12 protein-coding genes are annotated in these 18905 nt (G+C 43.2%); 6 read left to right on the forward strand and 6 right to left on the reverse strand.

The window, feature by feature from the left end; all coding sequences use genetic code 11:
* Positions 1-25 precede the first annotated feature (25 nt).
* The 3 genes from DXC10_RS10330 (at position 26) to carB (ending at position 6339) form a co-directional block, all read left to right on the forward strand.
* Positions 26-1909, forward strand: coding sequence for an amidophosphoribosyltransferase (locus tag DXC10_RS10330; RefSeq protein ID WP_101542927.1), 1884 nt, complete (start codon positions 26-28; stop codon positions 1907-1909).
* Between the two features lie 2 nt (positions 1910-1911).
* On the forward strand, positions 1912-2988 hold the full coding sequence (gene carA / locus DXC10_RS10335; protein ID WP_101542926.1) for a glutamine-hydrolyzing carbamoyl-phosphate synthase small subunit: 1077 nt from the start codon (positions 1912-1914) through the stop codon (positions 2986-2988).
* Between the two features lie 117 nt (positions 2989-3105).
* Positions 3106-6339: a carbamoyl-phosphate synthase (glutamine-hydrolyzing) large subunit gene (carB, locus tag DXC10_RS10340; RefSeq protein ID WP_101542925.1), complete on the forward strand. Its 3234-nt coding sequence runs from the start codon at positions 3106-3108 to the stop codon at positions 6337-6339.
* Positions 6340-6438: 99 nt separating this feature from the next.
* Here the strand turns inward: carB and DXC10_RS10345 are convergent, their stop codons facing one another.
* The 3 genes from DXC10_RS10345 to DXC10_RS10355 are packed head-to-tail and all read right to left on the reverse strand — an operon-like array spanning position 6439 to position 12023.
* Positions 6439-7797: a TolC family protein gene (locus DXC10_RS10345; RefSeq protein WP_101542924.1), complete on the reverse strand. Its 1359-nt coding sequence runs from the start codon at positions 7795-7797 to the stop codon at positions 6439-6441.
* 2 nt (positions 7798-7799) lie between these two features.
* Entirely contained in the window at positions 7800-10925 is a 3126-nt protein-coding gene (locus DXC10_RS10350) for an efflux RND transporter permease subunit (RefSeq protein WP_117737829.1), read from the reverse strand.
* A 30-nt stretch (positions 10926-10955) separates the two neighbouring features.
* Positions 10956-12023 (reverse strand): efflux RND transporter periplasmic adaptor subunit, encoded by a 1068-nt coding sequence (locus tag DXC10_RS10355; RefSeq protein ID WP_101542922.1) that lies wholly within the window; start codon positions 12021-12023, stop codon positions 10956-10958.
* Positions 12024-12288: 265 nt separating this feature from the next.
* On the opposite strand from DXC10_RS10355, the gene DXC10_RS10360 reads away from it, so the two are divergent.
* From DXC10_RS10360 to DXC10_RS16240, 3 genes are all read left to right on the forward strand, one after another.
* Positions 12289-13428, forward strand: coding sequence for an acyltransferase (locus DXC10_RS10360; RefSeq protein WP_117737830.1), 1140 nt, complete (start codon positions 12289-12291; stop codon positions 13426-13428).
* Positions 13429-13964: 536 nt separating this feature from the next.
* Positions 13965-14606, forward strand: coding sequence for a hypothetical protein (locus tag DXC10_RS10365; protein ID WP_117737831.1), 642 nt, complete (start codon positions 13965-13967; stop codon positions 14604-14606).
* A complete protein-coding gene (locus DXC10_RS16240; RefSeq protein WP_147331303.1) occupies positions 14546-14908 on the forward strand; it encodes a hypothetical protein in 363 nt (120 codons plus the stop codon). The genes DXC10_RS10365 and DXC10_RS16240 overlap by 61 nt, the downstream gene beginning before the upstream one ends.
* Before the next feature lie 335 nt (positions 14909-15243).
* Here the strand turns inward: DXC10_RS16240 and DXC10_RS10370 are convergent, their stop codons facing one another.
* The 3 genes from DXC10_RS10370 to DXC10_RS10380 all read right to left on the reverse strand — a co-directional run bounded on the left by DXC10_RS10370 (position 15244) and on the right by DXC10_RS10380 (position 18735).
* Positions 15244-16947, reverse strand: a complete 1704-nt coding sequence (locus DXC10_RS10370) for an AAA family ATPase (RefSeq protein ID WP_117737832.1) — start codon at positions 16945-16947, stop codon at positions 15244-15246.
* Positions 16948-17129: 182 nt separating this feature from the next.
* A complete protein-coding gene (locus DXC10_RS10375) occupies positions 17130-17735 on the reverse strand; it encodes a metallophosphatase domain-containing protein (RefSeq protein WP_117737833.1) in 606 nt (201 codons plus the stop codon).
* Positions 17725-18735, reverse strand: coding sequence for a hypothetical protein (locus tag DXC10_RS10380; protein ID WP_147331304.1), 1011 nt, complete (start codon positions 18733-18735; stop codon positions 17725-17727). The genes DXC10_RS10375 and DXC10_RS10380 overlap by 11 nt, the downstream gene beginning before the upstream one ends.
* Positions 18736-18905: the final 170 nt, after the last annotated feature.

An 18905-nucleotide genomic window follows, 5' to 3' on the forward strand; every position in this document is an offset into this window, starting at 1 on the left:
TAATTAGTCATTAGTAAATAGATAGATGGAACAACTGAAGCATGAATGTGGCGTTGCCATGATACGCCTGCTGAAACCACTGGAGTACTACGAGCGGAAGTACGGTACATGGATGTATGGGCTGAACAAGCTTTATCTCTTGATGGAAAAACAACACAATCGCGGGCAAGAAGGTGCCGGACTGGCATGTGTAAAGCTGGAAGCCAATCCTGGTGAGGAATATATGTTTCGTGAACGTGCTCTCGGTTCTGGTGCTATTACCGAAATATTCGGTACGGTGCAGAGTCATTTTAAAGATCTCACAAAGGAACAACTACATGATGCAGACTATGCTAAGCGTATGCTACCTTTTGCTGGAGAAATATATATGGGACACCTGCGCTATTCTACTACCGGAAAGTCCGGCATATCTTATGTGCATCCATTTCTCCGCAGAAACAATTGGCGTGCTAAGAATCTTGCTTTGTGCGGTAACTTCAATTTGACGAATGTGGATGAGATCTTTGCGCGTATTACAGCCATTGGGCAGCATCCCCGTAAGTATGCTGATACATATATCATGTTGGAACAGGTGGGACACCGCCTTGACCGTGAAGTGGAGCGTCTCTTTAACCTTGCAGAAGCGGAGGGGTTGACAGGTATGGATGTCACTCACTATATTGAAGATCATATCGACCTTGCCAATGTCTTGCGGACTTCGAGTAAAGAGTGGGACGGAGGGTATGTGATGTGCGGGCTTACCGGAAGTGGCGAAACTTTCGTTGTCCGTGACCCATGGGGGATTCGTCCGGCATTTTGGTATCAAGATGATGAGGTTGCGGTACTTGCCAGTGAACGTCCCGTGATACAGACTGCTTTCAATGTATCCATTGAAGCCATCAAAGAATTGCAGCCGGGACAAGCGATGTTCATCAATAAGGCGGGAAAATTGCGTACTGTGCAGATTAACAAACCACGTGAAGTGAAACCTTGTTCGTTTGAACGTATCTATTTTAGTCGTGGTAGCGATGTGGATATCTATAGGGAACGTAAACTATTAGGTGAGAAGTTAGTGCCTAACATATTGAAAGCCATTAATAACGATGTAGATCATTCTGTGTTTTCTTTCATTCCCAATACGGCGGAAGTTGCCTTTTACGGAATGTTGCAAGGGCTGGATGATTATCTCAATCAGGAAAAAGTTCAGCAGATTTCCGCTTTGGGGCATAATCCCAATCATGATGAACTGGAGCGTATTCTATCTCGACGGATACGAAGTGAAAAGGTGGCTATTAAAGATATCAAGTTACGTACGTTTATCGCTGAAGGCAATAGTCGTAATGACCTTGCCACTCATGTGTATGATATCACTTACGGCAGTCTTGTGCCCGGAGTCGATAATCTCGTTATTATTGATGACTCGATAGTGCGCGGAACTACTTTGAAACAAAGTATTATCGGCATCCTTGATCGTCTGAACCCGAAAAAAATAGTGATTGTAAGTTCCTCTCCACAAGTACGCTATCCTGACTATTATGGTATAGACATGGCAAAGATGAGTGAGTTTATCGCCTTCAAAGCTGCCATCGAGTTACTGAAAGAACGTGATATGCGGGATGTTATTGCCGCTGCTTATCGTAAGTCTAAGGAACAGGTTGGTTTACCTAAGGAGCAGATGGTGAATTATGTAAAGGAAATCTATGCTCCTTTTACAGATGAAGAAGTTTCTGCTAAGATGGTGGAGTTACTTACCCCGAAAGGTACGAAAGCTAAAGTACAGATTGTTTATCAACCCCTTGAAGGTTTGCATGAGGCTTGTCCAAAACATCAGGGTGATTGGTACTTCAGTGGAGATTATCCTACTCCGGGAGGGGTGAAACTGCTGAATGAAGCGTTTATTAATTATATAGAACAAGTTTATCAATTCTAAATATGAGAAATGTAACTCTAATCCTTGACGACGGGAGCCGTTTCCACGGTAAGTCGTTCGGCTATGAAAAGCCGGTGGCGGGAGAGGTCGTTTTCAATACGGCCATGTCAGGATATCCCGAAAGCCTGACCGACCCCTCATATGCCGGACAGTTGATGACTCTTACTTATCCTTTGGTGGGTAATTATGGGGTGCCGCCGTATACTATTGAATCGAATGGATTGGCTACTTTCATGGAAAGTGAATGTATTCATGCCGAAGCTATTATTGTAAGCGATTACTCGGAGAATTACAGTCATTGGAATGCAGTGGAAAGTTTGGGCGATTGGCTCAGGCGTGAACAAGTGCCCGGTATTACAGGTATCGATACACGTGAACTGACCAAAGTGCTGCGTGAACATGGGGTAATGATGGGGAAGATTATATTTGACGATGATCCTGACAATATACCCGACGCAGCTTATGCCGGCGTGAACTATGTAGATAAAGTAAGTTGTAAAGAGGTGGTCCGATATAATGAAGGTAAGGATAAGAAGAAAGTCCTTCTCTTGGATTGCGGAGTGAAAACCAACATCATCCGTTGTCTACTGAAACGGAATGTGGAAGTAATCCGTGTACCCTGGAACTATGATTTCAATGGATTGGACTTCAACGGCTTGTTTATCTCCAACGGTCCTGGTGATCCGGATACTTGTGATGAGGCTGTACAGAATATCCGTAAAACGATGAAAAACGAGAAACTCCCCATTTTCGGTATTTGTATGGGTAATCAGTTACTGGGCAAAGCCGGAGGAGCAAAGATATACAAATTGAAATATGGTCATCGCAGCCATAACCAGCCGGTACGTATGGTAGGTACGGAACGTTGCTTCATTACCTCTCAAAATCATGGCTATGCGGTTGACAACAATACATTGAGCGAGGATTGGGAACCACTTTTTATTAATATGAATGATGGTTCCAATGAAGGTATCAGGCACAAACGTAACCCATGGTTTTCTGCACAGTTCCATCCGGAGGCTGCCAGTGGGCCAACGGATACGGAGTTTCTGTTTGACGAGTTTGTGAAACTGTTATAATAATTTTGACCGGTATCAAAAAGTCGTTTGATATATGTCATAATTCCGTTTGATGTACATTAAAATAGATTTTGATACCTGTGAAAACAGATTATTGATATAATCAATTTAAGACAAATGAAAGAAAACAATATAAAGAAAGTCCTGCTGCTCGGTTCCGGCGCATTGAAAATCGGTGAGGCGGGAGAGTTTGACTACTCCGGTTCGCAGGCACTCAAGGCATTGAAAGAGGAGGGTATCTATACCGTCCTTATCAATCCGAATATTGCTACCGTGCAAACTTCGGAAGGGGTTGCCGATCAGATTTACTTCCTGCCCGTTACTCCCTACTTCGTAGAGAAGGTTATTGAGAAAGAACGTCCCGACGGCATTATGCTTGCCTTTGGCGGACAGACAGCGTTAAATTGCGGTGTGGCACTGTATAAAGACGCTATCTTTGATAAATACAATGTAAAAGTACTCGGTACTCCCGTACAAGCCATTATCGACACCGAAGACCGTGAGATATTCGTGCGGAAACTGGATGAGATTGACGTAAAGACCATTAAGAGCGAAGCGGTGGAAAACGTGGTGGATGCACGTCGTGCAGCTAAGGAACTCGGTTATCCCGTTATCGTCCGTGCTGCATATGCGCTTGGTGGATTGGGTTCCGGTTTTTGTGACAATGAGGAAGAACTGAATGTGCTGGTAGAAAAAGCTTTCTCTTTCTCTCCGCAGGTATTGGTAGAGAAATCCTTGAGAGGTTGGAAAGAAGTGGAATACGAGGTTGTCCGTGACCGTTTCAATAACTGTATCACGGTTTGTAATATGGAGAACTTTGATCCGCTGGGTATTCATACTGGGGAGTCTATCGTCATTGCTCCGTCACAAACTCTGAGTAATGCGGACTATCATAAACTACGTGAACTCGCCATCCGCATTATCCGTCATATCGGAATTGTGGGGGAATGTAATGTGCAATATGCCTACGACCCGGAGAGTGAGGATTATCGTGTAATTGAGGTAAACGCACGCTTGAGCCGATCCTCTGCATTAGCTTCTAAAGCAACAGGTTATCCACTTGCTTTTGTCGCTGCAAAACTTGGTCTTGGATATGGGCTTTTTGATTTGAAAAACTCCGTAACCAAAACGACGAGCGCTTTCTTTGAACCGGCGTTGGACTATGTTGTCTGCAAAATTCCGCGTTGGGACTTAGGTAAGTTCCACGGTGTGGACAAAGAACTCGGTTCATCTATGAAGTCAGTTGGTGAGGTAATGGCTATCGGTCGTACTTTTGAAGAAGCTATTCAGAAAGGGTTGCGTATGATAGGACAGGGGATGCATGGTTTCGTAGAAAACAAGGAGCTTGTAATTCCTGACATTGACCAGGCGTTGCGTGAACCTACCGATAAACGTATCTTTGTTATCTCTAAAGCTTTTCGTGCCGGATACACCGTAGATCAGGTGCATGAGTTAACGAAGATTGATAAATGGTTCCTGGAGAAGCTGATGAATATAATGCGTACTAGCAAGGAATTGGAACAATGGAGTGGAAAGCATAAGGATATTGTTGACTTTCCTGTTGAATTGTTGCGTAAAGCTAAGATACAGGGCTTTTCGGACTTTCAGATAGCCCGTGCAATCGGTTATGAAGGTGATATGGAAGAGGGTATCCTCTATATCCGTAATTATCGTAAGAAGATGGGGGTACTACCTGTGGTGAAACAGATTGATACCCTTGCCGCCGAATATCCCGCACAAACTAATTACCTATACTTGACGTATAGCGGCATTGCCAACGATATACATTATCTAGGTGACCGTAAATCCATTGTGGTTCTTGGTTCGGGTGCTTATCGTATCGGGTCTTCAGTGGAATTTGACTGGTGTGGTGTACAAGCGCTCAACACCATCCGTAAGGAAGGTTATCGTAGTGTAATGATTAATTATAACCCGGAAACCGTATCTACGGACTACGATATGTGTGACCGTCTCTATTTTGATGAACTTACTTTCGAACGTGTCATGGATATCCTTGAATTGGAAACTCCTCATGGTGTCATTGTTTCTACTGGTGGACAGATACCTAATAATTTGGCCTTGCGCCTGGATGCGCAGAATGTTCCCATTCTTGGAACGAGTGCCAAGAGTATTGATAATGCTGAAGACCGTGACAAGTTCTCTGCTATGCTTGACCGTATCGGTGTGGATCAGCCCGAATGGAGAGCACTAACTTCACTTGAAGATATCAATGCTTTTGTAGATAAGGTAGGATTTCCGGTATTGGTTCGTCCGTCATACGTACTTTCTGGTGCTGCTATGAATGTATGTTCCAATCAAGAGGAGCTGGAACGTTTTCTGCTTTTGGCTGCCAATGTCAGCCAAAAACATCCGGTAGTAGTCAGCCAATTCATTGAACATGCCAAGGAGGTAGAGATGGATGCGGTGGCACAGGATGGTGAAATCATTGCATATGCTATCAGTGAACATATAGAATTCGCAGGGGTACATTCAGGTGATGCCACTATCCAGTTTCCACCGCAAAAGCTTTATGTGGAAACAGTACGCCGTATCAAGCGTATCAGTCGTGAGATTGCCCGTGAGCTGAATATATCGGGGCCATTCAATATCCAGTATCTGGCTAAAGACAACGATATCAAGGTAATTGAATGTAATTTGCGTGCCAGCCGTTCATTCCCGTTCGTCAGCAAAGTGCTTAAAATTAATTTTATCGAATTGGCTACGAAGGTGATGCTCGGTATTCCTGTACAGAAACCGGACAAAAATCTTTTCGACCTCGATTATGTAGGAATTAAGGCTTCTCAATTCTCTTTCAACCGCTTGCAAAAGGCAGATCCCGTGTTAGGGGTGGATATGGCGTCTACGGGTGAAGTGGGATGTATAGGTAGTGATACTTCCTGTGCTATTCTGAAAGCGATGCTATCAGTAGGTTATCGTATTCCGCAGAAAAATATCTTGCTTTCTACCGGTACGCCGAAGCAGAAGGTGGATATGCTTTCTGCAGCTCGTATGCTTCAAAATAAAGGATATAAATTGTTTGCAACTGGTGGCTCAAGTAAGTTCCTTACGGAGAATGGTGTAGAGAATACTCGCGTATACTGGCCGAGTGAACCTGATATGCAACCGCAGGCGCTGGATATGTTGCATAGAAAGGAGATTGATATGGTTGTGAACATTCCGAAAAATCTCACTGCGGGTGAGTTGGATAATGGTTATAAGATACGTCGTGCGGCCATTGATCTCAATATTCCGTTGATTACGAATGCGCGTTTGGCGAGTGCTTTTATCAATGCGTTTTGCACGATGACTCCAAATGATTTGGCTATAAAGTCGTGGGAAGAATATAAATAAAAGTACTTGAAACAGTATTTGTAAACAAAAACGAGGTTGTCTGAATACATTAAAAGTTTTCAGACCCCTCGTTTATTATATAGTTTCAATATATGACTGTCATTTCAGCAACGTCCCTGTAGCTTTTAGGTAAGTAATGTAATTCAGGTATAACCGAAAATGAGTATCTACTGTGTTTTCGTATGCTTGCTGCCACATAGCCTGTGCTTCCAGATGGTCGGATAGTGTTTCCAAACCTACATCATATTGACTACGACTTACTCTCATATTCTCTTCTGCCTGTTGTAGGGAACGTTTAGCGATAGAACTTTCCAACCGGGCTTCATCCAGATTATTGGCGGCCTGCGTCAATTCCAGTAACATCTGTTCGTTCATGTTTTCCTGTTCAAGGCGCGTCTGTTCCAGTTTGGCTTTGGCTGCACGTACTTTGTTGGTCCGTTCGCCGAAGTGGAAAATAGGTACACTTACATTTAGGAGAACGGAGAAACTGCCTTTATCGAACAGGTCTTGATTGTTGATTTCCAGACCATGGATATAGTCGTATGAACCTTTTATTCCAATTTGCGGTAATAGTTCGCTACGGTTCAACTTTACCTGTTGCTTGGCAATAGCTACTTGTTGATTCAGTATAGCATATTCGGGGCGGGCAGAGATGTCTGATATTTGCAACTGGATGTCTTGTTCTACTTCGGGAAAACTGTCGGAGATACATATGTTTGTTGTTAGAGGTTTTCCGATGTAGTGACAGAGGTTCATGGTTGCCAAGCGGAGTGCGTTATCGGTTTTGCGGATGTTGAGTTCGCTCTCGTTCAGTTTTACTTGTACTTTCAGAACGTCATTTTGAGACTTTAGGCCATGTTTGTAGGCACTTTCTACATTCTTCATCAATTCTATAAGTACTGCATTATACTTATGGGCTACTTTTTTCATCTCTTTGGCTTTGATAACCTGTGCATATGCCTGGTCCGTTTTTACAATGACTTCTGATGCTGTCAGCGTTTCATTCAGTTGCGCCATTTCTTTGCCCAATAAAGACATTTTGTAGGCCGCGCGAACTTTGCCGCCCATATAAAGTGGTTGTTCCACTTGTACACCTCCCATATATAATATACCTATTTTATAGTTAAGGTCCAGTCCCGGAAAGTAGGCAAAACCATTGTTGGGTAGAAATTGTCCCGTAGCATCGGGCAGGAAGGTAGGTAAGTTACCTCCGGCTATACCTAAGCTACCATCTGCTGTGCTGTAAATGCCCGTTCCACTAAGAGTGAAGTTTGGGAAAAAGTTTCCTTTGTAACTTTTTACGGTATACTGTGCGCCCTCCGTTTGCTTGACCGAAATAGCCATTTCTTTATTATATTTCAGTGCCATTTCTCTGCATTGTTCCAGAGTCAGGGTTTCTTGGGCAGAGATGCTGACAGAGAAGAATAGGGTAGTGAGGATAATTATTTCCTTTTTCATTGTTATTCGTTTTTTATGTGAAAGAATAATGCATACAGGATAGGAATAAAGAGGAGAGTTATCAATGTGCCGAATGTCAGGCCACCCATAATGGAAGCTGCCAATGAACCGAACATGGCATCAGGTAGTAACGGTATCATACCTAGAATAGTGGTTAACGCTGCCATAGTAACTGGACGTAGTCGGCTCTGGGCACTGTCAACTAATGCTGTAATCGGTTCTATTCCCTGATTGAGTTGCAGGGTGATTTCATCCATTAACACAATGCCATTCTTGATAAGCATACCTATCAGTCCCAGTGTACCTACAATTGCTACAAAGTTGAACGTCTTGCCTGTAAGCAGCATCACTGCCACTACTCCTACAAGAATCATGGGAAGACAACAGAAAATGATGGCTGGTTTACGGTAGTCCTTGAACAACATAATCAGAATGGCAATCATCAGGATAATGGCTAGTGGAAAATTCTTGAACAGGTATTTCATGGACTGGTCGCTCGCATTTTTTTCTCCTTGCCAATGCAGGGTATAACCGTCGGGTAGTTCTATCTGCTCTACTTTTCGGGCAATGGTCTGCCGTGCTTTCTCGGTTTCTATGCCGGGAGCGGGAGAACACTGTATACGTTGGCTACGTTGCCCGTTGTAACGTGGCACTACGGGATCCTCCCAACGGATATCGATGCTTTTGCTGATTTGTTTCAGTGGGGTACTTCCCATCAGGCTTTCCACCAGTTCTTCCTTACTCAAGGTACCGGCTTTCAACTTTACCATGGTTTCCTCATTCAACAATCCGTTCAACGAAGGAAGTGATGAGAATACCTGTGTGTTACCGAGATCTTCTATCGGTTGCCCTTTCTCGTCCAGACATTTCAGATAGATATTGTCGCGATGTATGCCCTCGTAAAAAGAACCGATGGGTATGCCACCGTTGACAGAGAGCAGGGACATGCTTACATCGTTGCGGCTCAGGCCCAGCGCGCGGGCGGCGGCTTGGTCGTATTCTATGGAAAGTACGGGTATCTGCGGTTCCCAGTCGGTAGTGATGAGGCAGACTTCAGGGGTATTCTCCATAATACTTTGTACGCTGTCGGCCAACTGGTGTAGTACGGCAGGATCCGGTCCCATGAATTGTACCTCGATAGGATACTTCTTGAACATCAGGTTATAGCGTTTCAATTTGATGTAAGCATTGGGATAGCGTTCTGTCAGATAATTTTGTATCTCATCCATATTCTTTACCAGGTCCTTCGGGGAAATAAAGTCTATAATCAGTTCGCCGTAGGAGAGAGAGGGGTTGGCAATGCTGCGTACCAGATTATACCGCCCCGGTGTACCGCCGATTGAAGTGGTGATGTGGGTGATTTCCTTGCGGGTTCTCAGATAATCCTCTATTTCTTTTAAATCCTGCGCCACTCGCGTGGAATTACTGCCTTCGGACAGTTTGTACTCCATATAGAGCTGGTCGTACACCATATCGGGGAAGAAGCCTTGCCGCATATATCCGTAGCCGAAAATGGAAAGTCCCAACAGGACGACCATTGCCAGTACGAAACTCCAGCGGTGTGCCAGTCCGAAGTGTAGGGCGGTACGTAATAGGGCGTATGTATGTCCTTTGTATTCACGTTTTCCGGTGGCGCTGGTTTCGACGGTGGGATGTAACCTGCTGTTTGCCATTAGTGGCACGTGCACCAATGCCAACACCCAGCTCAACAGCAAAGAGACTGCCAGTACGATGAACAGATCGCGGGTGTAGACACCTGCCGTATCCGGTGACATAAATATAGGCAGGAAGGCGATAATAGCTATCAGTGTAGCGCCCAGTAGGGGCATCGCTGTCTGGCGGCCGATAGCTGTCATTGCTTCCATACGGTTTTTGCCGGCTTTCAGGTCTACCAATATGCCGTCTATAATAACAATGGCATTATCTACCAGCATACCCATTGCCAGTACGAATGCGGCCAATGATACGCGTTGCATGGTTCCGCCTGCCGTTTGCAGGAACAGGAACGAGCCGAAGACGGTGACAATCAGGCTGACTCCGATAATGACTCCGCTCTTGAACCCCATTGCCAGCATCAGGATCACTACGACAATGATGACAGACTCCAACAAATTGATGACGAAAGTACCTAAAGATGCCCCTACACGTTCCGGTTGATAGAATACTTTGTGGTATTCTACACCTGCGGGCAGACTACTTTCTTTCAACTGTGCCAATTTCTTTTCTACGGCGACGCCTACTTTCACGATGTCCGAACCACTGGATGCTGCGATAAGGATTCCCTGTGCCCGCTCGCTGTCAAAGAACAGTTCGTTGCGGGTAGGCTTTTCGTATCCTTTCTCTATTCGGGCGATGTCGCGCATGCGGAGCTGGTCGTTGTCATGCCCTTGTATCAGCATGTTGCCTATGTCTTCTACCGTCCTGAACTTATCACTGACGGTCACGCGGATACGGTTATCTCCGTTATCGTAGTAACCGCTGTATGTGGTTTTGTTTTGTCCGTTCATAGTGGCGAGGACTTCGGCTGGCTTCACACCGAGGTTTGCCATGCGGTCTTGCAACAGGGAAATATTGATGCATTCGGGGCGTTTGCCGTACAACTCCACCCGGTCTACACCTTCCATATCGCTGATTTCACGTTTGATGAGTTCGGCGTAGTCAGACAGTTCGCGGTCGGACAGCCCGTCACCCGTCAAAGCATAGAACATGCCGTACACGTTGCCGAAATCATCCTTGACAATCGGTGTGCTTGCCCCGTCGGGTAAGAGGGTGCAGGCATCGTTTACCTTGCGGCGCAACATGTCCCAGCATTGCTCCACTTCTTCATCCTGGGTGGTAGTAGTCAGCTCTATTTGTATCAGGGAAAGGTCATTGTATGAGTAGCTTTCCACATTGTCTATATTTCCCATGCTGCGGATGCTCTTTTCCAGTACATCCGTCACTTCCAATTCTACCTGGTGGGCAGAGGCTCCCGGATAGGTGGTTACCACCATAGCGAGCTTCACCTTTATTTCCGGATCTTCCAATTTGCTCATCTGATAGCAAGAAAGAACTCCGCCGACAAGCAATACAGACACCAGGAAATAAACCAGGTTACGGTTCTTGAATGCCCATTTACTTATATCCATATTACTGATTTTTTAAGATGTAATTCCATGTTACAGCAGTCCTCCGATATTTGTTTTACTGGTGTTGGGTAGGGGTTTTACGGTTTCTCCGTCTTTTATGTGATGTATTCCTGCGGATACCACCAATTCTCCGGGTTTCAGCTCATCGGAGGTAATGATACTGCGTCCGTTGCTCAGCAGGCGTACAACGCTCACTTCACGGTTGTTTACTTTGTTGTTGGAGGGGTTGTAAACAAAGACACAGGTCTTTCCGTCTTTATGTAATATGGCACTGCCGGGTACGGACAAACAGTGTGGACTGTTATTGTCGTAATGAATGGTGACCATTGTATTCATACCCGGAGAGGGAATGGGCCGGTCATCCGCAATCAGTTGCAGACGCATGGTATACAATTGATTTGCGTTGGCTTTGGGAGTGATACTGATTGGGGTCAGCCGGTAAGTCTTTCCCGGATAAATGTCGAATGTACAATGATATTGGTTGAACTGTTCTCGCCGGATATATTCGGCTGCCGGAAGGTTTATCTCAATTTCCGGGGTACTGCTGCTAATCATGGACAGGACAGGCATTCCGGCGCCTATCGTTTCGTGTGTCTCGAATAGACGTTTCTGTATATAGCCGTTGAAGGGTGCATAAAGGCGGGTGTAGTATAACTGGTCTTTGTGATGCTGGTATTTGGCAGTGATTTGTTTCAGTCCATATACAGCCTTGTCGTTGGTACTGGGAGTGGTTCCGTTATCTTTGTACAATGCCATTACGCGTTCCGCTTCCGCTTTAACTTGCTTGTATTCGGCTTCGGTGGCATCCAGTTGTACTTGGTAGTCCGTTGGGTCCAGTTCGGCAAGTAACTGGCCGGCTTGTACGCGGGCGCCATCTTTCACGTGTATTTTCTGTATTGTTCCACTTACCCTGAATGCGAGACTGATGTCCTGCGCCGCTTTTACCTTTCCGGGATATTGCAGGTGGGTTTGCCCTCCGGCGAAAATAATTGTATCTATTTTTACTGTCTGGCATTCTTTCGCATCTTTTCTACCGTTGGTACAAGATATGAGCGAGTACAGGGAAATGCTTGCTAAAATCCAATAAATTCGTTTCATAATCTATAGTATATTTAGTTTTTGGACAAAATTAGTCAGCATCTCGTATATAGAAAAGGTTTATATGCATTATTAAATGTTCTGTTTATGACATTTTCCAGAAAAACAGACTGTTTTTTGTACATGAGGCATCTTAAAACCACGATAATGTTTAGTTTTGCTCAAATTTACTTTTCCACTATTGTTTATTTATCATATTACTATCTTATTACCTTATCGTTTTTTATTATCTTTACGGGCAAATTTATGAACATCTTATACCTCAATGAATACACAGAACTCTTATCTTCCTTCGAAACCGCATTATGAGATACTCGACGGGCTTCGTGGCGTAGCTGCTGTAATGGTTGTTGCTTTTCACCTTTTAGAAGCACACTCGGGCGGCAATCACTTGGAACAGTTTATCAATCACGGATACTTGGCAGTCGATTTCTTTTTTATGCTTTCGGGCTTCGTTATCGGTTATGCTTATGATGACCGTTGGAACCGGATGTCGGTAGGGACTTTCTTTAAACGGCGTATTATCCGCCTGCAACCGATGGTGATTATAGGCAGTATCGTAGGGGCGGCTTTTTTCTATTTTCAAAAGTCATCCTGTTTTCCGGCTATTGAGAATACTCCTGTTGGCACAGTGTTGCTGATTATGCTACTGGGCTGCACGTTATTGCCTCTTCCGTTGAAATGGGATGTACGTGGCTGGACGGAAATGCATCCGCTCAATGGTCCGGCATGGTCGCTCTACTATGAGTATATCGGTAATATTCTATATGGGTTGTTTATCCGTAAGTTCAATAAACTAGCTTTGTCTATCTTGGTATTTGTTGCCGGTTGCTTTACGGTGCATCTTTGCCTGACTGCTCCGGCAGGCGATATTGTAGGAGGATGGGCTTTGAACTGGGAGCAACAATATGTAGGGATGGTTCGGTTGATGTATCCTTTTTTCGGTGGATTGCTCTTATCTCGTTTGGGATGGTTAATTCGTACGGAGAAACGCGCTTTCTGGTGGTGCAGTCTGATGATTGTTGTGGTTCTTTCTATTCCCCGTATCGGTGGTGAAGAGGGGTTTTGGATGAATGGGCTTTATGAAGCAATCTGCATTCTTTTTATCTTTCCGGTTATTGTTTCAATGGGAGCGGGAGGTAAGGTTACGGGCAAGCGTTCTACTGCTGTGTGTAAATTTCTGGGAGATATATCCTATCCGGTATATATCACTCATTATCCGTTGGTATATACTTATACTGCGTGGGTATGTAACAATAATGCAACGATGGTGGAAGGTATTCCTTATATGATATTGACTTTCGTAGGTGCATTCGTGTTGGCTTATCTCTGCTTGAAACTCTACGACGAGCCGGTACGTAAATGGTTGACAGACCGTTTCCTGAAAGGGAAAAAGGAAGATTAAGTTGTTTTCCTTTGAAAATCTTCTTTTTTGTCAATAGCAGATTTATGCAAGTTTAACGGACGGGGGACTCAAGTTCCCCGTTTTTATTCCAATGACATCCGGTTCGCTCACTCTGAATGCACCATTTGCTAATGTTGAACATTGTATCCGTAACCATGTACTTTAGCTTCGTAAACATCAAGGATAATTGCCGAAACCACAGGCGTTTTCATCGCAAACCACAGGTGTTTTGTCCGTTAAGGTGTGGCATTTGGGGAGTAAACTTGTGTCGTTTGCCCTGCAAGCGTGCGTCATTTCAAACAGATAAGAATAGAGGGAAAAGAATAAATACCTATAGCCAAAGAGAAATAAAAGTATAATATCTCCATATATAAGAATATATATTATTGTATATATGTTTATTATGAAAGGATGATCGGGGCGTTGCAACTGCTCGGCAGGACGGCGGAAGCGATAACAAGGATTATTGACCGCTGTTTCGCCCCGAACCGTGTACCGGAAAATCCCGAAATACAAGAACAAACGGAGGATGAACCATGATAGGCAAGGCAAAATCCATCAGCTATGGCATAAACGACATCCGTTACATCACGGGAGAGTCAAGGAACAAGAAACATCCCGAACTCATCTACCACGTCAAGGACAACCTGCTCCCGTGCCGGCTTGACGCGCAGGGTGTGTGGGACATGATGAAAGCTCGTGCCCCGAAAGGCAAGAATGTAATCCGCATAGAAGTCAGCCCGGCAAAGGAACACACGGAAAACTTCACCATGAGGGATTGGGAACAGTTGTGGGACGACTTTGTCAGAGAGTACGACAGCATGGAGTTCAAGGACAAGCACGGTGAGGTTTATTCCCACAAGACAAACTTTGCAGGAAGTATTTACAGCGTGTGGCTGCATCTTGAATCAGACAGCGGCATACCCCACCTGCACGTTGATGACGAGTTCGACTATCGGGAAACGGCGAATCATAAAGAACTGACCAACTATGCCGTGGCTCTGTTTGTCGGGATGATGGATGTTCCTACCGTCCCATCGGGAGGAGATGGAGGCACTTCCAACGACCTGCCGTGGGGACAGAAGGGGGACGAGGATGAAATGGAACGCGCCCGGAGGTGCGCACATGCCGCCGTCAGGAAACTTGGGAAGAAACCGAAATTATCAATCAGAAGATAGACAGTCAATCCATAACAAATAAGAAATTCGATTACATCAACGATATAGCACAGCCGGATGTTACTCCGCAAAACGGAAACAGTAACAGCGAGGAATTGCGCCGCAGGCGGCTTGAACAACGTAACAACGCGTTGGCAAAGGAGTTCCGTGACCTTAAACCGGAAATCGGCAGGGCTTACAATACCCTATGCAAGCTTGTCGAGAAATCCGGTATGCTTTCAGAAACCATGCTTAACCTGCTTGAACTTTTGAAAACTGTCCTGCCTATCAGACTGGCAGATGAAGACAAGAAAACATTATAGGATGAGTTGCACTGCATAGTCGATAATGCCGTCGTGAAAATCCGCAAAGAGCGAGAGAGGATGGAGAATGACATTCGTAGAAATGCGAGTCGCATATCCCTTACTCCGATAACTTTTTGGTGCATGGTGGCTTTACTGATACTTCTCTCGACATTCTTTGCGATTGTTATTTTCGCCAATATGAAATTGTTCCATTCCGGAATACTGACGGAGATAATAATCATACATTCAATCTTGATTGCGTTGATACTTATAATTATTGCCCTTACATTTTACAGAAACAAGTAGCATACAGAGAATATCGTCAGGTTCTAAGACATTATTGTCCATACCTTTTAAAGTTGGAATCCAATTTTTGCCCGAGTTGAATTGGTAATACGTTCATTACGGCATATTTCAATAATTGATGGAATATCAACACCTTCTTTTCCCGACAAAATGGCATTGATCGTGTATTTACGGATGATATTTTCAATCTCTCCGCCTGAAAGGTCGAATTGTGAAGCAATGGTGTGGGCTTCCTTTTCTGTCAATAACGGCAACATGGCTTGCCAGATTTTGATTCGCGCTTCCACAGTTGGACGATTGAATTGTATCTTGTAGAGAAAACGGCGCTCGAATGCCTTGTCCAGATTGGAAGTAAGGTTGGTTGTAGCAATCATGATACCTTCTAAACTTTCCATTTCCTGAAGAATGATATTCTGTATGGAGTTTTCCATTTTATCCACAGCACGAGTCGCTCCTTCCATTCGTACACCAAGTACTGCATCCGCTTCATTAAAAAGTAGAATCGGGGCAAGTGTGGAATCCTTGCAGATGTTGCGGTAACGGTCGAACAGTTTTTTCATGTTCTGTTCGCTTTCGCCAACCCAGCAACTTTTAATTTTATCCACATCCACTCGAAGAATGTCCCGTCCGGTGGCACGGGCTATCTGATATACGGTTTCGGTCTTGCCGGTTCCGGGCGAACCATAAAATAGACTACAGAAACCAGTTCTCATTCCGGCTGTCTGCAGCCTGTTCTGAACTTCATTGAAACGGTCGGCAGAAAGTATTGATGAAAGTTCATTTACCTGATTTTGTTCTGCGGTATTATAAATGAGTGTCTTTTCCGGAAAAGCATCCGATTTTATCAAGTTATAATCCGATTTGGATTTCAAAGTCAGATTTAATTCTGAAAACAACTCGGTTTTAGCATATTCGGTCAGTTTGAAACAATCGGAACGAGCCATTCCATCCTCATTTACATTTTCAATCAGATTATATTCAAAAAGTTCTGAAGTACGACTGCGAAGTTCACTTTTACACCAATTGGGAATTTTATCATTATCGTACAGATTGTCTATATCGTGAAATCCTATACGGTCGTCATCATTTTCTATAAAAAGGTGAGCCATGAAAATGAATAACAGACAATCTTCCTCTCCAAGATTAAATCCTTTTAGTGCGCGTGCAAAATAAGTGCTCTTTATCTCTGAAAGGTTGTCATTAGTCTGGGCAAGAAGTGTTTCATGTGTTATTTCATCATCATTCATTTCCTCCATCAAATCATTGAATCTGTCAAAAAATGATTGAAGGTCTGTTATAGGCTCCGTGACATAAATGTATGGTTGGTTCTTTCTCAAAGTTTTGAGGACTTCTACCGGAACACGATAAGAAAGGCAGTTACGAGAACGGGAAGCGCGTAAATAATGTTTTTCTTCAAGCGCATCAATTTCGGATGAGAGCCTTAACATTTTTGTGGTACGGCATCCTATATATGATGCAATCTCCGACATGCGAATAGAGTTATCTTCGCTTCGGTCTACAAATAAAGCCAATAAAACGGTTTGTAATGGGGACAACTTCAACTTCTGCGAAGCATACCTTATATAAGTTGATGCCTCATGGTAAAAATCAGAAGTAAGATTGGAATCTTTAGCCAAATCAACTATATACTCGAATGCTTCAAGTATATTCTTAACACGAACCTTTTCTACTATTTCTTTTTGCGATACTTCACAAAACTCTGTTTCCTTGATATCGAAATGCTCTTTCATTTGTATTACCTCTTTTAGTATTTCGGTACAAAGATATGTTTATGATGTATCATTTGATGATACAGGATATAAAAACAATAAATATAAAGTTGAAACTTGGTTCTGCGCTCGGGTTATCTTCGCTTTTCTCTTTCGCACCTCGGCGATCTGAACAAGTTTGGTCGCACTCGGTTTGTTGTTGATTAATCGTTTATTTCTATAAGGTTAGGACTATTCAGGTTAGTATAATCGGCATTCATGATAGCTCCATTGGAAAATGTTGTGGAATTCCTTTTTACTATTCCGTTTTGGGAATGTATATGACCGAAAAGATGCAAACGAGGATTTACAGCTGATATACGAGAGAAAAGTTCTTCCGAACCATAATGAATATTGTCGTCATAGTCGAGGATACCATATGCAGGAGTATGTGTTATCAGCACATCCGTATCAACCGGTATTTGTTCATAATTCCGATTTTGACGTTCTGTAATACAATCCTCCATAAACATTGGAACGCCATAAAAGTAAATACCGTTCAGCTCTATGCCTGAGTTGCATAAATAATGTACATTGATATCAAGCCCATCTATATTTGCTCCATACAAACAATTATCATGATTACCGCAAATAAATATCTTGTGCTGATAATCAAGGTCGCAAAACCAATTCAAAAAATCAATTGTCTCCTGCTCGCTGCCGTTCATGGTAAAATCTCCCGAATGTACCAATATATCTGCATCAGGTAAATCACAGAGCCTATGATGACAACCGTGTGTATCTGAGATATGTAGAATTTTATTCGCCATAGTAACGTGTTTTCAAATAATTATATAATTCCGGAAATCTGCTTTTTATCGGACTTATCAACTCTTGCGGATCAATTATGATATACTTTGATTGCTCGTTTAGCATACTACGCCATGTCACCTCCATGTTTTGATTGGAAAACTTATATGTTTTTTGCAGTAAATCCACATTGTTTTTGGGAATCACATGAATATGTAGATAGTGATCTGCTTTAATTCTTTCCGTTGCTTTATTTTTTATCATTTGTTCTGCCCATAGGGTTTGACGCATAAGTTGATAGAACGGTTCAAAGTAGTATGCTGAACTTTCATAATTCTTCAAAGATTTCAATTGCTGCGATTTAGTAATAAGTCCATTATATCGCCTCATGCGTTCTTTTCCCTTTCCATGTTCTCCCTTGCGCCATTTGTAATCTTCAAGCGACTTGTCATCTTCTGAGGAATCACCGTATGCCTCTGTATATTTCCACTCAATAGGAATAATCCATTTCTTATTATTTATATCCTCTGCATATATCAAAGCGTCAATAGAAGTGCAATACGAGCCTCTAATGTGTTCCGGTTCATTAAGATAGGAATTATCACTTATAACCTCAAAAGCAATATATGATATGTCCGCATCGCATGGTACGGGAAGGACTTTTGTAAACTCAATCTGTCCCAATCCATTAATCAGTGACAATACTTCCGTAGGCTTTTGTCGTAAGAACATCAAATGGTTCAAACAGGCTATCTGGGAAGACACTGTATGCCCTGTAGGATAATCGGGATTGTCTCCCCACCATTCAATAACATTTTCTTCAAAGTATTTTAAAACTTCGTTCCGAATAGGTTCATATAGATTGTTAACCCCATCTTCTAAAACAAAACTATATCGTTTTTTATCCTTTCCAAAATATCCGTAGCCTTTGTCATTGCCAAAAAACTTATTCTTGATAAGCTTTATATGATGCCGCTTTTCTTTCGACCTAAACACCATTTTTTGATATTGTTTTGTCATAATCAATCCCGTTATTTTAGAGCATGAATAATTCAATATACAAAATTACTGCATTGGTGTCTCATTTTTTTGATACAACTGATATAAAACAGCAAATAATAATGCAATCCAACAAATTATCAGCCTTGTATCGCAATATGATACAAGGCAGTTAGTACTTTTGTACCTAT

Origin of the sequence: Bacteroides sp. OM08-11 (assembly GCF_003438665.1) — a bacterium.
In the GTDB taxonomy this organism is placed as follows: Bacteria; Bacteroidota; Bacteroidia; order Bacteroidales; family Bacteroidaceae; genus Bacteroides; species Bacteroides cutis.